Origin of the sequence: Deinococcus psychrotolerans (genome assembly GCF_003860465.1) — a bacterium.
Lineage (GTDB): Bacteria > Deinococcota > Deinococci > Deinococcales > Deinococcaceae > Deinococcus > Deinococcus psychrotolerans.
In genome coordinates, this window is the sequence record NZ_CP034186.1 from 298602 (window position 1) to 314405 (window position 15804).

The following is a 15804-nucleotide window of genomic DNA, read 5'->3' on the forward strand; positions in this document are numbered from 1 at the left end:
TTCAGGTACACGCTGCAAAGAATGGCCCTGTGGGAAAAGACGAGGCAGCCTGCCTACGCGCTGGTGACGGCTTTCAGCGGCCGAGTCTGCCGGCCCAGTCCCGACAGGCCAGCAAACTGGCGGTGCCTGAGATGACGGCGGCCCAACAAGAAGCCTTTGAGAAAGTGTCTCAGAGTGTTATGGCGCTGGTCACGAACCTCGTCCTGATTCTCGATGCTAAAGGCGAGATCATCTACGCCAGCGAGAGCGTCCATCAATGCCTCGGCTACGAGGTCGCGGCGCTGCTCGGCCAGCCAGCGGCCGATTTCCTCACGTTTGAGCAAGCCGCTGAAGTGAAAAGCAATCTCAACGCCCCACCTGCTCCGGAATGGCGTCAGTATCAGGTTCGCCATCAAAACGGCTCCTGGAAAAGCCTGGCCTTCACCTGGACCAACCTGCTTGGCGACCCGCTGGTGGCCGGCGTTCTGGTGGTGGCGCGGGACATCACCGATGAAGTGCAGATTCGCCGGGAACTGGCTGAGCAGCGAAAATTCTACCAGACGATTCTCGAAGATCTCCCGTATCAGGTGGCCGTCCTCGATGAGCAGGGACGCTATGTCTATACCAACCCGGCGGCCACCGGAAATCCCGAGGTGCGCCGGGGCATCATCGGGCTGACCGACGAGGAGTATTGCCACTGGCGCGGACACGACCCGCAAATAGCGGTCAACCGTCAGCGCCATTTTGACGAGGCCAGCCGCAGTCGCCGCTGGGTCAACTGGGAAGAGGTCATGCGCGACCCGGACGGGCATCTCCGGTATCACCAGCGGCACTATCACCCGGTCTTCGGATCGGACGGACAGCTCGACCGGATGATCGGGTACGGCCGCGACGATACTGAGCGTCAACGTCGGCTGATGATGAATGCCAGGCAGACCCAGGCGCTGCACCTGTGCGCCCAGGGAGCACCGCTGCAAGAAGTTCTGGATCAGATCCTGAGTGCCCTCGAAGCGTCCTTCCCGCACTCCCAGGCGGCGTTGTGCCTCGGCGATGAAGCGCTGCCCGGCCCAGCCGCGCCCGGAATGACGGCAGACATCCTGGTCGGAACCGCCCGCGTCGGCACGCTCGAACTTCACCAGCCGGAGACGGGCGACCTCGCTGAGGCCCAGCCGGTGCTCGACCACCTGGCCGGTCTGGCCAGCATGGTCATCGAGCGCGACTTGCATCTCAAGCAGCTTGAACGGTTGGCTTACGCTGATGGCCTGACCAATCTGATGAACCGGCCTGCCTTCGTCCGGGCGCTGAATCAAGCCCTGGCCAGCGGACAGCGCCCGTCGGTGGTGATCTTGGATCTCAAGCAGTTCAGAAACGTCAACAGCCGCTACGGTCACGCGGCGGGGGACGCGCTGCTGATCGCCGTGGCCCGCCGAATCGAGCACATTCTGCCAGGTTGCGGCGTCGCCCGGGTCGCTGGCAACGGATTTGCGCTTCTCATCCCCGGCGGCCCCGTAGAGTCGGTTATCACCGCTTTACCCCAGGTGCTGAGCCAGCCCTTTGCCGTGCGGGGCGAAACGCTTTACCTCAATGCTCATATCGGCGTCAGTTCCGAAGCTCAGCCGCAGGAAGACGCTGAGGCCACCGTCCAAGAAGCGGAACACGCCCTACGCCAATCCAAGCAACTCGGTCAGACGATTTCACGCTACGACGCTGAGGAGTACGCGGTCGAACTGACGGCCATGACCTTGGAAGCGGAGTTGCGCCAAGCGTTCATCAACCGCCAGCTTGTTCTGGCATTTCAGCCGCTGGTTCACGCCCGCTCTGGGAGCCTGAAGGCGGTAGAAGCGCTGCTGAGATGGACCCATCCGCAGCGCGGAGCCATTTCGCCGCAGGTCTTTATTGCCCTGGCCGAGCAGAGTGACCTGATTCTCGATATCGGCGGCTGGGTGCTGAGAGAAGCTTGCCAGCAAGCGGCGGCCTGGCCCGGCGGGCCGGTACAGGTCAGCGTCAATGTCTCTGCGCGGCAATTTGAATCTCCACGGCTGAAAGAGGACGTGCTGAATGCCCTATTGGTCAGCGGCTTGCCTGCACACCTGCTGGAGCTTGAGCTGACCGAGAACATGCTGATGACCTCAGGCCGGGACGTGGTCGATGTGCTTGAGCAGCTCAAGGCCCTGAACGTGCGGCTGGCCCTCGATGATTTCGGGACAGGCTACTCGAGCCTCGCCTACCTGAACCGCTTTCCGCTGGACGTGCTCAAGATTGACCGTTCATTTATTCAGGGATTGGGGCTGGAGACTTACGGTCAGAAAAATCTGGCCATCGTGCGCTCGACCATCGCGCTGGCCCACGAGTTGGGCATTGAGGTGGTGGCCGAGGGCGTCGAGACTGGCCTGCAACGCGAGATTCTCGTTGCACTGGGCTGTGACCTGCTTCAGGGTTACTTTTTCTCCGCGCCCATGCCGCTTGAGAAGGCGGTCACTTGGCGGTTCGGGAGCGGCCCACGTCTGACACAACCATAATGCTCGCTTAAAGCTTTGGCCTTTTTGCTGGCTGAAATTCGCAGCCGCCACCCACCTGAATCAGAAAGATGGGGAGGTTCTCTTTCAGCTTCTCGCCGCATCAGAGCGTGCCGCCGCAGAGCTGGGACGCCCACATCCAACCTCAGCGGGTCAATGGCCTGAATGATTGGACTCGGCCCAGTCGTCTGCGCTTCTAGGTAAGGTGAAACCGAAGGTGGCCCCCAGACCGGGCCGCCCTTCTGCCCGCATGTCCGTTCTAGATTCAACGCAGTTGCTCCAGAATCGTCGGATCCTGAATCTTCTTGTCCTCGGCCAGCAGCAGCACTTTACTGATCACTTCAGCGGTCTTGGGATCAGGATCGGCAAACGGCAGGAATAAGCGGCCCGCGTGCTGGTTGTGAATCGGGATCACGCACAGGAAGCCGCCGGGCATGCGGTGAACCGTGCCGCTGCCCAGGTGAACCGTGTAATTGGCATACTGTCCGGCGATCAGGGCGTGGCTGTTTTCCAACCGCACGTTGCCCAATTTGAGCAGCCGCAGCGTCTCGCGCAGCAGGTCGCCCCGCATCTCCACAGTACTCAGGCTGGCCTCTGGATCAACGCCGCCGACGTGGGCCACCCCCACCACAAGATCCAGATCACGCAAAGTCTCGCTCAGCACGCGGGGCGGGACTTCACTGAGTGGAACGAGCCGCGCCCGGCCCAGCTCGTCGGTCTCATCCTGACGCACGAAGTACACGGCATTCAGGGCCGCGCCCTCCACCTCGTTGGGGGTGCCGTAACCCACGCTGGTGTCCACCCAGACATTCAACCCCTCATGATGAAAGGTCTTGCGAACGCCCTCTTCGGGAACCGTAACCCAGCCACGTGCCTTGAACAGTGCGGCGGCCTTGCCCGGCTGAACATGGTGTCCGGCGTAGCGCTGGCTGCGGAGTGCGCCGCCCGCCTCGGCAGCAGTCAGCGGGTAATATTCGCGGAACGCCTGTTTGAACGGCTGGGTCAGGCCGCCTTCCATAATCTGCTGCTGAAAGGTGGGCCATTGACCGCTCAGGTATAGGTCGTGTGGGTGGGCCAGACGTAGCGAATGTTGGCCGATGTCTTGCGGGCCGGACGGCGTTTGCAATTGGCCGCCCTGCCACCAGCCCACCGTCTGTTCGTCCAGCACCCACAGCAAACTGCCCAGCATCGGCGCAATGACCGGATGGCGGCCCAGGTCTGTCAGTTCCTGCGGCGTGAAGAAGTCGCCGCGCACCATCGCCTCTTCCAGTGCGGCCCGCATGCGGCCACGGGTGGCTTTCAACTCGGTGACGGCGGCACGGATGGCCATCACTTCCGGATTTTTCTTGAGAGCGGGCGGCAGCGTCTTGAGGAGCTTTTCACCGCGCCGCAGAATCAAGCTGGCTTCACCCTGGGGCGTCAGCTCAATGCCCAGGGTCACGCCGTCAGCGGTCACTGTCGCCTGCCAGTCGGGGGCCATGCGGGCTTCCATCGCCCAAGTCAGGCGCTGGGGGTCGCTGTACCCGGCGCTGCGGGCCAAGTTCTGCATCCCGATGTCGGCGGCCAGGCGTTCGCTGGCCTGCCGCTGCGCCCCGAACTGCTTAGCTCCCCGCCGGAAGCCGCTCAGGACACGGTAACGGCCCTCAAGTTCCTTAAACAACCTGGCTTTGGCGCGGCTCAGGGGCAGCAAGCCCAGCGCCCGCACCGCGTCCTGATTGCGCTTGTCATGGATGCGGGCGAGCAGATCGTCCTCGGCCAGCTCACCCAGGATGGCCCGCGCGAACAGTTCGGCGCGTTTGTGACCGCCGCTGCTGCTGGCATACTTGGCGGCGTCCAGCAAGGCCGCGAAACGCTCCTTGCCCAGCGCTTTATGCATCTGCTTGAACCAGGCCACGTCCACCGCGCCCTCGGTCAGATCGCTGGCGCTCAGGGGAGTGCGCTCAGCGATCTCGGCTTCCCAGGAGTCACGGATGTCCTGCGGCACACTCCAGTTGCTCTCCTTGGTGTGGGCATGCAGCCAGTACACGCCACTCCGTAAACCCTGCCAACCCAGTGAGGCGGCCACCAGATCAGCCCACTGCGGCGCGAACATCGCCAGATCCAGCAACCGGGCGTCGGCCAGCTTGAAGTCGTTCACCAGCGCGGCGAAGAGGGCAGGCGTGTCACTCGGTGCGGGAAACGATACCCGGATCAGGTGGCTGAAGGTCACGTCGCGGCTCTCGTTGCGGCCCTGGTAGCCGCGTTTCAGTGGATTCTTGCCCAACCCGGCCAGCAGGCGCAGGGGCAGTGCCGCGCCCGCTGCACTTTGCAGGGCCAAGGCAGGCTGCGTGGCGGGCGTTTCCAGATCGCCGCGCGTCACCTCCACCTCCAGCACGCGGGCGCGAACCTCGTCCACTGCCGCCGTCCAGTCGGGCATGGTGGGCAGACCGTCGCGCAATTTGCGGCGGGTGTAGTCGCTCAGGTCATTGAAATCATTGCCGGAATGATAGCCCTCCCGTTCGGTGCGCTTGCCGATCAACTGGTCCATCAAATCTGTTCGGGTGGCCCAGCCACGCTCGTAGGCCAGCATGAGCAGCCGGGTATCGGGCCGCCAGCGCGGCAGCTGAGGAAACGCCGCATTCTGGTAGAGGGTGATTCGCCAGTACCGCTGGAGCACGTCATCTGGCTGACTGTAGATCGCCATATTGCCTCGGAGCGGCCACAGCAGGCTGCGGGGGTCTTCGGATCGCCAGCTGTACTCGGGGTGCTTGAGCATGGGTGTGCCCTGCGGCAGATAAGCCAGGGCCGTCTCCCAGGCGTCCAGGGCCAGACTGGTGTCCAGTTCGGCGCGGAATTTTTCCATCAAATAAGACTGAACTGCCCGCAGCAGATCGGCGTGTTCCAGCAACAGCGTTGCCAGCGGCCCTAAGGTGCGGTGAAGAGTCTGACGCAGCAGGTGCTGTCTGGCTTCATTAAATTCAAGCGTGGCCTGGATTTCTTCCTCATCGGTATCGTCATCCAAGTCGTCCAGATCGTCCACAGTCAGCTCCGTCTCAAGTTCTGCTGGGGTGGTGTCCTTGCGGGCCGCGTAATGGCCCAGCGTCCAGCCCAGGCGGGTCAAGTCGCCGTCCTGCGGGTTCGGGCGGCCCTCCCACCAGCTGTCCCACAGCTCGGCCAGCGGCATCACACCGTCCGAGTTGGGGCGCAGCATCCAGCCTGACACGTTGCCCAGCAGGATGGTCTGCTCGCCGTCGTAACCCACGCCCACCAGTGGCCGTTCGCGGTTGGCAGCGATCAACGCGTCCAGGCTCCGCAGCAGCTCCGCGCCGCGCTGGACATCTCTCGGGTAATCGCGCTCACGAATTTCGAGCGGCTCGAACCGGGTAAGGGCCGCCGGGTCAAACAGGCCCAGGCCGTTGTCCAGCGAGAGCTGTCCCTCCGGCTCGGTCAGGCGGGCGTACAGGGTCTGCTCGCTGAGGTTTTTTGGCGTGAATTCTGTGGGCGGCGCGGCCCCCACTTCCTGAAGCAGTTGCAGCCCCGCCTGACGCTGCTCGGTGTTGCTGGTCTTCAGCAGTTCCAGGGCGCTCATCTCGGCTAGGGCGGCGTCGCGGGCCAGCAGGCGGATGAGTCCCCGGCGCAGGTCGGCGCTCTTGCGTTTCAGGAGGGTCTGAATCACGCCGACTTCCTCCGGGTTGGGGGTCAGGTGCGCCATCACCTCCACCGTGGCCTGCGACACGCTGCTGTTGTGGTCTTGCAGCAGGGTCAGTAGCAGGTCACGGGTGGCGGCGTCGATGGGCTGGACATTTTCTTTGTGGCGCTGCTCGATCTTCTTGAGGACATACGTTTTTCCGTCGCCGCTCATCTGACCCAGATAAGGAGCCAGGCGCGAAATGTGGGCATCGCCCAGCACGGCGCTGAGGTTGTTCATCGCCTCCGCACGCGCGGGCAACTGGCCCAACCAGGGAAACAGCAGCGGCTGATGACCGGCCTCGGCTGGCAAGCCCTGGGCGTAGGCGAGGTACTCCTCAAAGGTGAAGCTGGGTGCATCATCGGGCTGATGCCAGCGGCTGACCAGCTGCCCGGCCAGCGTCGCCAGTCGGGGATCAGTATCACGGATCAGAGCGGCGCGGGCGGTGTCCTCCAGTCGCCCGGAGGCCAGCAGGAACTGGGCGGCGGCCATGCGGCGCTCGGAGTCGGCGTCGTGCATGATCGGGTGAGCCAGTTCGGCGGCCCCAGCGGCGTCGCGCATCGCCAGGATGTACAGCGCCAGGTAAGCGTCCACGCCAGAACCTTCCCTGACGGCAGCGCGGGCCGCCTCAGTGTCTTCTAGGAATGTCAGTGCCCGCGTCAGCAGGCCGCGCACGACTTTCAGTTCGCTCACGTCGTAATTCAGGCCGAACCACACGCACGCCGCCCTCAGCACCGCCGCGAAGCGCAGCAGATCCTCTTGCAAGATCAGGCGCAGCATCCGCGTGAACGCCTCTGAACCGGCTTCATCCACGGTTTCCAGAATGACCTGCCGCAGCCCTTCCTGGCGCTGCGCGGCCAGCAGCAGGCCCTCAGCCAGTGTCCAGGCTTCCGGGTCAGTGCTGGACAGCAGCGCCAGCGGCACATGGCGGCCCATTCTGGCCACCGGATGCTGGGTGGACGCCGTGTCACGCAGAATCTGAAACACCCCCGCGTCGTGGTCGCTGATGGCCTGGCCCAGCAGCAGACCCAGAGACTGAGACTCCCAGGCATTCAGCAGTCCGGCGTGAACCGCGAACCATTCCAGATCTTGCGGATAATCGCGGGTGACCTGCCAGACGGCCATCAGCCATGAAGCAGCCCGCACGGCCTGCACCCGCTCGCCCGGCGCACGGAAAGCGCGGCGCTCATAGCCCTGGGTATATGGATGACGGATGAGCAGGGCGTCGATGGTGCGCTGGACGGTTTCAGGAAACTGGGGAAAGAACAGGGCGGCCAAGTCGTGCTGCTCTGATTCGGTGCTTCCGTGTAGGTAGTCGGTCAGCGCCGCCTCGCGCTTTTCACGTTCGCGGTAATCGCGTGACTCTTTAAGGAGTGGGCGGATCAGTCCAGCCAGTTCAGGGGGTGCGGCGCGGAGCCGCTCTTCCAACGGGGCTTTCCAAGGCTGCTGGAAGGAGCGAAGATATTCTTGAACGTCCATCCTCAGCCCCCGGCCAGTGCGGTCAGGCGCAGCAGCAAGAGCGTACTGTCAGGGCGCAGGGCGAGCGGTTCATTCAGAGACTCGATCTGCTTGTCGTCCACGAACACGTAATACAGGCCGTCGCGGTAAGCCCGCAGAGCGTTCTGGGTGGCGTCCTCGACCGTGACTGTGCCGCCGCGTTCCTGGGGGGCAACGCTGATTCGGCCCGTCGCCGCGCCGCCGCTGATGTCCCGTTCGGTCAGGACGCGCAGCATGCCCACACTGTCCTGCCGCTCGTGGTAGGCACTCACTTCCTGTTGAACCAGATGACCCAGCAGGCTGCGGAGGGTCTGGGGGCCATCTGGCAGAGGTGTGGGGCGGCGTTCAAATGGGGTGCGGCGGCCAACGATCTTCGTTTCGACAATCATGAGGGGAACCTCGCTACAAGTGGGGTGGTTTGAATGGTGCTGAACTTCACCTTCGATTGTAGCGGTCGAGAGCGTTTATGTAAATAGCATAATAATTGATCAAATTTAATGCCTGTGCTACTCATCCCAGAACATCACTTTGAGGGCACTGAATGGGCAACGACCTGCCCCACGAAAGGTTCGAGCGCCGTGCGCCAACACGGCCTGATGAAGCGTGTTGGCGGCTGAAGTGCCCACGCTGCGGGGGCGGCATGACCCGCTGGCGCTCGGGCAGACTCAACAGAAGTGTCTGTCCTTCTTCCACTACTCCTTGGCCTTGACGGACTGTCCCTTTTTCGCACGGGGCCGCTTGGGTTTGGGCGGCGCAGGGTCTTTTCCAAAGGCGCTGGCGCTGATTTGCCGCCAATACTCACCGTGAACGCGCAGATCGAGCGGCGTCAAGCTCTCCCCGAAGACGGGTTCGGGCCAATGTTGTACCGCCAGTCCTGCTCCTTCCAGCGCGGTGACAATAGCCCTGAACCGTGGGCTGGAGCTGGGCGTAGTGGCCACCGTGGAGGCCCCGTGTGCGCGGGCGAGACGGATCACCTCGGCGGCCACGTCGCCGCGCAAAACGTGAACGGGCAGTTCCTGAACACACTCGTGAATAAAGGTCTGGCGCTTGGCACTGATGTCCCATTCCTTGAGCAGCGCATCGTCCCAGACGAACACGGCAGGCCCCTTTGGATAGGCAGTCAGCGCTTCATTCGTGGGTGAGAGGCGGTCTCCATGCACCCACACCACCGCGCCGAGAGCAACCTCAGGGGTGAGCGGCGGCTCCCAAGGCACGGCTTCCAAGCGTGCAGAATCCAAGTGACCGCTCTCGCCGGGCGCGGCCTCTTTACCCTCGAACAGACGCTCCGAGAGGGCGGTATACGTGGCGTCGAAGGGACAGCCGGCGTCCGCCAAGGGACATGAAGCGCAGTAACGGTCTCCGGCGTACTTGACCAAGGCTCCCCGGTTCCACAAATAGGGATAAGCCCGCCAAGTGCTCGCCACCCACTGCCAGCCTAAGTTATTGGACGACGGATCGCCATCGAGCAGGTGCGTGAGGAACCACGCCGCCCCGCCCTGCCACCACACCCGGCGGTGGTGAACGACGTAACTCGCCAGCCACATCCGGACATGGTTGTGCAGGTAACCGGTTTGGCGCAGTTCACGCGACCAGGCGTCGATACAGGCCGCGCCCGTCTCGCCGTCCTTGATGTCAGCCGGGAATTCGCTGGCATAGCTGGAGGCCGGTAAGCCCGTCTTGTACGGCTCGAAATCCTGCCAGATGAGCCCGCCCACCTCGGCGTACACCCGCACAGAATAATCACGCCAGCTCAACTCATTGACGTATTTCCACACCCGGCTGGGAGCGGTGTCCGGCGCGTGGGTCAGCGCCGCCTCCCGCACTTCGGCCAGGGTCAGCACGCCGTGGCGCAGGTAAGGTGAAAGGCGAGTGACGTGGCCGTCTAAATATGAACGGTCACGCCCGTAACTCACCGGGTCAATGGCGGCCAGCGCTCCCAGCGCCGCTGCCCGCCCGCCCCGTGCAAAGCCCCGGTGCGGCGCGTCTTGGGCAAAGATGTCCGGAAACAATTCGGCTGGGGGCATGTCCCGCAGGCTCGCGGGCAGTGGAGCAGGTGGCTTGGGCATCTCAAAGGAGTCTGCCACCCCGTAAAGGTGCTGATGGTGTGCTGGAGCGTCTAGCTGTTCACAGCTTCAGCCCGCCAATACAAGGTGGCCCGCAACGTCACCTGAGATCAGTTTCAGAGCTTAACTGATGGTGAACGCTGCCGAGCAGACCAGAGCCGCTTGTTCAGGCGAGACTGTGGGCATGGATCTTCAAGAAGCTCAGTCCGCCTTTGAATCGGCTTTCAATGCTCAGCAGCACGGCAGGGAAGGGCTGAACGTCGCGGCGCAAGTCAGCGGCGGCACGTTTCAAGTCTCGGTGCGCTTCCAAGACGTGGATACCGAGCGCGGGTTCGACGTGGTGGCCGAACCCCTTGCCAGCGAGCACCGCAGCGGCGAGCAGCTTGGGCAGGAGGTGGCTGAGGTGGTGAAACGTGAACTGATGTACGGCCAGCTTCCGGCACGGGATGAGCAGGGCGACTTCCGCCGGATCGTCGTGTGACGCTGAGCTTACGTTGGGCCTGACTTCGGTGGTTTGAGCAAGTAAAGCCCCGCATTTGGGGAGTGGCCTGAGCGCAATGCTGCTGGAGCTGAGCCGTTGCCAGCCTCAAGCAGAGTGGGCTTTTAGCTGCTAGAAAAGAGCGGCACCTGCGCACCAGATGTGGAAACCGGACGCTGATTCTGAACGCTGAGACCCAGCAAACGCACCGGACGGCCCGCCAGCAATTCCGGCGTGAGCAGTTCGCGGGCGAGGCTGAGCAACTGGGTTCACCGCACTTCAGCCCCGCTGGCCCAGTACAGTCTTCAGGTGAGGCCCGATCAGTCCATCTGGATCACTGGGATGATTCGACCGCAAACAGGCTGAAATGCGCTTGACCACTGCTCCACCGCCTCGGCACAGACTGCACGGCATGAAAAGGTTGATTGAGATTTGAAGCGCAACCGGACTGAACTAACGATGGGGGGAGCCTCGTCTTGACAAGCCTACCCTCGGGACTTATAAATTAATGAAGCCAATTAAAAAAGGGGGTGCTCGAATCGGAGTGCAGCGATCTGGAAGCCAGAGGGAGCACAATCGGCAACAGTTGCTGTGGCAATTGCTCGAACACGGCGCACTTTCACGGGGTGAACTGGCCGGGCGCACCGGCCTATCTGCCGTGACCATCAACCTCATCACCAGGGCACTTGAAGACCAGGGCTTGATCACCGAAATCGGAAAAACGGAAGGCGCAGCGGGGCGTCCAGCCAGTATCCTTGATCTGCACCCGCAACTGGGAACCCTGGTCGGCATCGATTGTCAGCCTGGAGAAATTCATTTCCTGACGGGTGACATCCGTGGGCATCAGCGCCGGAAGACGCTCGTGCAGGCTTCCGACTCCGAGAAAATGCATGCCCAGCTCATGGAGGCACTTGCCGAATTGCTGCGCTCGGCACCACACGGTCCGGTGAAGCACATCACCGTCAGTGTCCCCGCACCGGTCTCGGACACTGGCCAGATGGGAGAACCCAACTCGCTGCCTCAACTTGACCTCGCTCCGCTTCAGGAGGTCGCCGCACACAGCGGCGCGGACGTCGTGCTGGAGAACGACGCCAACCTCTGGGCGCTTGCCGAAAAATATGACGGTGCGGCCAGCGACGAGGATGACTTCATGGTGCTGGTGCAGCACCGCAGCGGCATCGGCCTGGGGCTCTACCTCGGCGGCACCGTGTACCGAGGAACGAACGGAATGGCCGGCGAACTGGCGCTGGCCCGCTGGCCTCATCAGGCGTGGCCCACCCCAATCGAACAATTGCCCGAGGCCCTCAAGCAAGCAGCCCTCGCTTACCTCGTGGGCGCGGTGGCGGCCTCGCTCGATCTGCGGCTGGTTATCGTCACCGACGACGCTCAGTCCAGCGGCCAGGACATCATTCAGTCACTGCAGCACCTTGCCCCACAACTCTGCGTAGTCCGTTCACACCTGGGCCCGAGCGGCTCGGTGCTCGGCGCTTTGACGGCCAGCCGGTTGCGGTATGCTGCTTCATTTCTCTCATCCAGCGCCGCCCCAGCCTCGACTTTAAGTTCAGCGCTGGAGCCGTCCCTGCTTGCGCTCTCCCCCACTTACCTTTCCCGGAGGTTGTCATGAACCGAATGATTCTTGGTCTGTCATTGCTGCTGTCCTCTCTCTCCACGGTCTACGCCGCCCCTGTGACCTTGCACGCCCTCTTTATGAAACAGGCCGCCTACAGCGAAGCCAACATCAAGGACATGACCAAGGCGTTCGAGGCCAAGAATCCCGGCGTCAAGATCAACCTTGAATTTGTTCCTTATGAAGGACTGCACGACAAGATCGTCAGCTCTGCCTCGGCCGGAAGCAACGGCTACGACGTAGTGCTCTTCGACGTGATCTGGCCCACCGAGTTCGCCAAGAACGGCTTTCTGACCGACGTGACCAGCCGCATTCCCGCCGCCGACAACACCCGCGTGTTTTCGGGCGCCTGGACGACGGTGACCGCTGACGGCAAGCGGTACGGCATGCCCTGGATTCTGGACACCAAATACCTCTTTTACAACAAGGATATGCTCAAGAAAGCGGGCATCGCCGCGCCGCCTAAAACCTGGGAGGAACTGCAAAAGCAGGCCGCCATCATCAAGGCCAAGAAGCTGGTGGAGTACCCCATCGTCTGGAGCTGGAGTCAGGCCGAGGCGCTGATCTGCGACTACACCACGCTGCTTTCCGCTTACGGCGGGCAGTTCTATACAGGCGGCAAACCAGCCTTCAATACCGGCGGCGGCCTCAAAGCCCTCCAGTACATGACCGGTTCGCTCAAGAGCGGCCTGAGCAATCCCAACAGCACCGAGTACCTCGAAGAAGACGTCCGCAAGGTCTTCTCCGACGGCAAAGCGGCCTTTGCCCTGAACTGGACCTACATGTACGCCATGGCCAACGATCCCAAGCAGTCGAAAGTCGCTGGCAACGTGGGCATCGTTCCGGCACCGGGCGCAGCCGGAGTGAGTCAGGCCAGCGCCATGAACGGCAGCATGGGCCTGGGGATCCCGACCGGCAGTCCCCACAAGGACGAGGCCTGGAAGTTCATTCAGTACTTGACCTCCGCTCCGGCGCAGGAGCAGTTCGCTACCCTGAGCCTCCCGATCTGGAAAGCCAGCTACAGCAAGCCTGCCGTGGTCAAGGGGCAAGCCGATCTGGTGAAGGCGGCCAATACCTCGCTGAACCTGATGTTCCCGCGCCCCACCATCGCCCAGTACCCTCAGCTCAGCACGCTGCTCCAGACCTCGCTGCAAAGAGCCCTGCTGGGCAGCCAGACGCCCGCACAGGCCCTGGATTCGGCGGCCAAGGCGGCCAGCCGCTTCCGCTGATGACGCGCGGCCAGCGGGCATCCCCGGCGGCGGCTCAAGGCTGGCCTTTCCTGCTTCCGCTGCTGATCATCTTGCTGTGCGTGATCGGCTATCCGCTGATCCGCACCCTCTATCTCAGCTTCACCGACGCCAGCTTGAACGCGCTGGGCATCCGGCCCGCGTGGCTGGGCTGGGACAATTACGCCTACGCCCTGACCAACCCCGACTTTCTCTTATCGCTGTGGCACAGCACCTATTTCACCGTCGTCTCGGTGGCCCTGGAAGTGGTGATCGGCGTGCTGGTGGCCCTGCTGCTCAATCAGAAGTTTCGCGGGCAGGCATTTGCGCGCGCGCTGCTGATCTTGCCGTGGGCCATCCCGACCATCGTGAACGCGACCATGTGGCGCTGGATTTATAACCCGGAATACGGCGCGCTCAATGCTCTGCTGACCCAGACCGGCTTGATGGGCGACTACCGCTCGTGGCTAGGTGCGCCGTCATCAGCCATGAACATGGTGATTCTGGCCGACGTCTGGAAGAACTATTCGCTGGTGGCCCTCATTGCGCTGGCGGCCCTCCAGAGCGTTCCCGACGAGATCTACGAAGCGGCGGCGCTGGACGGTGTGCCGATCTGGACGCGCTTCTGGCGGTTGACCTTGCCGTTTATCCTTGGTCCTCTCAGCGTGGCCGTGGTACTGCGCACCATCGAGGCGTTCAAGGTCTTCGACATCATCTACGTCATGACGCGCGGCGGCCCGGCGGACGCGACCAAGACGGCCTCATTCTCGGTCTATCAGGAGGCCTTCACTTATCTGCAAGCGGGCAGCGGCGCGGCCTACGCCAACGTGATGGTCCTGATCAGTGCCCTGTTGATTGCCGGTTACCTGCTGCTGATGAAGCGCCAGAGGGCCGCTTGAAACGCACGCCCCTCCAGAGCGGGCTGCTTTACCTGGGGGTCTTCGTGTTCGCCGCCAGCGTCTTGCTGCCGGTGGCCTGGATGCTGATCAGCAGCGTGATGCCCGCCAGCGAACTGACCGTCAAGCCGCTGCGCTGGTGGCCCCAGCACGCGGACTGGAGCCGCTACCGGCTGCTGCTGACGCTCGGCGAGAACACCCCCGGCCAGACCTTTCTTTATGCCCTGCGAAACAGTGCGGCGGTGGCCATGACAACCACCCTCTTGGCTCTGCTGGTGGGCATTCCGGCAGCCTACACCCTCTCGCGGTTTCCACGCGGCAAGGGCTGGATTTTGTCGAGTGTGGTGGCCACTTACATGCTGCCCCCGGTGGCCCTGCTCTTACCGCTCTACCAGATGCTGGCGCGGCTGGGGCTACTCAACACCGTCTGGGGGCTGATTCTGGTGTACTGCTGCATTATCATGCCGTTTGCCACCTGGCTGCTGAAGTCGAACTTCGACACGGTGCCGCCGGAGATCGAGGAGTCCGGCCTGGTCGACGGGCTGAGCCGCTTCGGGGTGATGACCCGTATCACCGTCCCACTGGCCCTGCCCGGCGTGGTGACCACCGCGATTTTTGCCATCTTGCTGGCCTGGGACGAATTTTTCTTTGCCCTGCTCTTTACCAACGGTCTGGCGGCCAAGACCTTACCGGTCGCCATCTCGGACTTCACGGCGGGGCGGGCCACCGATTACGGCCTGATCATGACGGCCGGGGTGCTGGCGGCCCTACCGCCGGTGCTGATTGCCGTGGCCCTGCAACGCGGGCTACTGGCTGGCCTGACGTCGGGAGGCGTCAAAGGATGACTGTTATGCACACTCCAACGTCTACTGGTGCACCGAGCGGTCTCGACCTGATCCGCCGGGAACAATCACGTCAGGTCGCTGACGCCCACGCCACTTGGAACGACCCGGCGCAGCAGCAGCGGGCCCAGCAGATCGCTGAGTCGCTGCGTCAGCCCGGGGCGTTTCTGCTCCTGCTGGGGATGGGGGCCAGCCACCATGCCAATTCAGCGGCGCTGGCCGCTTACCGCAGCGTGGGCATTTCCGCGCTGGCCCTCTCGCTCGACGAGGCGCTCAGTATGCCCCTGCCGCCCAATGCAGCGCAGGTCACTCTGCTGGTTAGCCAGTCCGGCGAGTCCGGTGAACTCCGAACGTTTCTAAAACAATCCGGCACAGACCTCGGGCCGACCTTTGGGCTAAGTCTGAGCCCTGAGAGCTACCTGGTTCGCCAGCTTCCCAGCCTCGTGGCGGCCGGTGGATCAGAGGTGGGCTTTGCGGCCACCCGGTCTTACCTGCTGACCCTGGTGCTTCACGGGCTGATCTTGCGGGCTTACTCGCCAGACTCTGCACATACCGATCTGCCCGCGCTAGACGGCGAGGCCCTGGATCTCAGCCGCTTTGGGCAGGTACGGTCGATGGTGTTTGCTGGTTCGGGTGCTCTGGCGGGTCTGGCGGCGATGGCGGCCCTCGGCACCATCGAACTCGGGCGTTTTCCGGCGCTGCATTACGACCTGGGACAGCTGCGGCATGGGCCGCTGGAACTTCTCTCACCCGAGACGAGCATCGTCCTACTGCGACGCTCAGACGAAACCGATTACGAGCGTCAGACAGCCGAATCCATTTTGAAGGCTGCCCAGGCCGCTGGCTGTCCGTCACTGTCCCTGGTGGCCGAGGTCTCAGCGCCGCCCCTGGGCCTCCTCACGGCTCCACTCAAGCTGTGCCTGCCGGTTCAGCAACTGGTGATTGATCTGGCCCTTCAGCGCGTTGAGCGGGTGGGTGAGCCGGTGCGAAGTTCGAAGGTAACCCGGTAATGT

General features: G+C 63.1%; 11 protein-coding genes. 7 read left to right on the plus strand and 4 right to left on the minus strand.

Features of this window, described 5'->3' with window-relative positions:
* Positions 1 to 164 precede the first annotated feature (164 nt).
* On the plus strand, positions 165 to 2498 hold the full coding sequence (locus EHF33_RS19310; RefSeq protein WP_164473627.1) for a sensor domain-containing protein: 2334 nt from the start codon (positions 165 to 167) through the stop codon (positions 2496 to 2498).
* 262 nt (positions 2499 to 2760) lie between these two features.
* On the opposite strand, the gene EHF33_RS19315 is transcribed toward EHF33_RS19310, so the two are convergent.
* The 3 genes from EHF33_RS19315 to EHF33_RS19325 all read right to left on the minus strand — a co-directional run bounded on the left by EHF33_RS19315 (position 2761) and on the right by EHF33_RS19325 (position 9725).
* Positions 2761 to 7641 carry a DUF4132 domain-containing protein gene (locus EHF33_RS19315; protein ID WP_124875264.1) on the minus strand — a complete coding sequence of 1627 codons (4881 nt, stop codon included), beginning with the start codon at positions 7639 to 7641 and terminating at the stop codon, positions 2761 to 2763.
* Positions 7642 to 7643: 2 nt separating this feature from the next.
* The gene (locus EHF33_RS21635; RefSeq protein ID WP_241191426.1) at positions 7644 to 8048 is read right to left on the minus strand and encodes a hypothetical protein; all 405 of its coding nucleotides are present in this window, start codon (positions 8046 to 8048) and stop codon (positions 7644 to 7646) included.
* A 303-nt stretch (positions 8049 to 8351) separates the two neighbouring features.
* The gene (locus EHF33_RS19325; protein ID WP_124875266.1) at positions 8352 to 9725 is read right to left on the minus strand and encodes an FAD-binding domain-containing protein; all 1374 of its coding nucleotides are present in this window, start codon (positions 9723 to 9725) and stop codon (positions 8352 to 8354) included.
* Positions 9726 to 9906: 181 nt separating this feature from the next.
* Here EHF33_RS19325 and EHF33_RS19330 point away from each other — a divergent pair, with 181 nt between their 5' ends.
* Positions 9907 to 10203 (plus strand): hypothetical protein, encoded by a 297-nt coding sequence (locus EHF33_RS19330; RefSeq protein ID WP_124875268.1) that lies wholly within the window; start codon positions 9907 to 9909, stop codon positions 10201 to 10203.
* A 122-nt stretch (positions 10204 to 10325) separates the two neighbouring features.
* Here EHF33_RS19330 and EHF33_RS21250 read toward each other — a convergent pair whose 3' ends face one another.
* A complete protein-coding gene (locus EHF33_RS21250; RefSeq protein WP_164473628.1) occupies positions 10326 to 10463 on the minus strand; it encodes a hypothetical protein in 138 nt (45 codons plus the stop codon).
* A 245-nt stretch (positions 10464 to 10708) separates the two neighbouring features.
* Between EHF33_RS21250 and EHF33_RS19335 the strand changes: the two genes are divergently transcribed.
* From EHF33_RS19335 to EHF33_RS19355, 5 genes are read left to right on the plus strand one after another with little or no spacing between them, the layout of a single operon-like run.
* Entirely contained in the window at positions 10709 to 11824 is a 1116-nt protein-coding gene (locus EHF33_RS19335) for an ROK family transcriptional regulator (protein ID WP_124875270.1), read from the plus strand.
* Entirely contained in the window at positions 11821 to 13056 is a 1236-nt protein-coding gene (locus tag EHF33_RS19340; protein ID WP_124875272.1) for an ABC transporter substrate-binding protein, read from the plus strand. The genes EHF33_RS19335 and EHF33_RS19340 overlap by 4 nt, the downstream gene beginning before the upstream one ends.
* Entirely contained in the window at positions 13056 to 13952 is an 897-nt protein-coding gene (locus EHF33_RS19345) for a carbohydrate ABC transporter permease (protein WP_124875274.1), read from the plus strand. The genes EHF33_RS19340 and EHF33_RS19345 overlap by 1 nt, the downstream gene beginning before the upstream one ends.
* Positions 13949 to 14794: a carbohydrate ABC transporter permease gene (locus EHF33_RS19350; RefSeq protein WP_241191427.1), complete on the plus strand. Its 846-nt coding sequence runs from the start codon at positions 13949 to 13951 to the stop codon at positions 14792 to 14794. Before EHF33_RS19345 ends, EHF33_RS19350 begins: the two co-directional genes overlap by 4 nt.
* Positions 14791 to 15801 (plus strand): SIS domain-containing protein, encoded by a 1011-nt coding sequence (locus EHF33_RS19355; RefSeq protein WP_124875276.1) that lies wholly within the window; start codon positions 14791 to 14793, stop codon positions 15799 to 15801. Before EHF33_RS19350 ends, EHF33_RS19355 begins: the two co-directional genes overlap by 4 nt.
* The last annotated feature ends 3 nt before the right edge of the window (positions 15802 to 15804 follow it).

Excerpts from the sequence above, each read along its gene's own strand:
- EHF33_RS19315 (WP_124875264.1), bottom strand. The coding sequence starts at position 7,641 with ATGGACGTTCAAGAATATCTTCGCTCCTTCCAGCAGCCTTGGAAAGCC.
- EHF33_RS19340 (WP_124875272.1), top strand. The coding sequence starts at position 11,821 with ATGAACCGAATGATTCTTGGTCTGTCATTGCTGCTGTCCTCTCTCTCC.
- EHF33_RS19355 (WP_124875276.1), top strand. The coding sequence starts at position 14,791 with ATGACTGTTATGCACACTCCAACGTCTACTGGTGCACCGAGCGGTCTC.
- EHF33_RS21635 (WP_241191426.1), bottom strand. The coding sequence starts at position 8,048 with ATGATTGTCGAAACGAAGATCGTTGGCCGCCGCACCCCATTTGAACGC.
- EHF33_RS19330 (WP_124875268.1), top strand. The coding sequence starts at position 9,907 with ATGGATCTTCAAGAAGCTCAGTCCGCCTTTGAATCGGCTTTCAATGCT.
- EHF33_RS19325 (WP_124875266.1), bottom strand. The coding sequence starts at position 9,725 with ATGCCCAAGCCACCTGCTCCACTGCCCGCGAGCCTGCGGGACATGCCC.
- EHF33_RS19345 (WP_124875274.1), top strand. The coding sequence starts at position 13,056 with ATGACGCGCGGCCAGCGGGCATCCCCGGCGGCGGCTCAAGGCTGGCCT.
- EHF33_RS19335 (WP_124875270.1), top strand. The coding sequence starts at position 10,709 with ATGAAGCCAATTAAAAAAGGGGGTGCTCGAATCGGAGTGCAGCGATCT.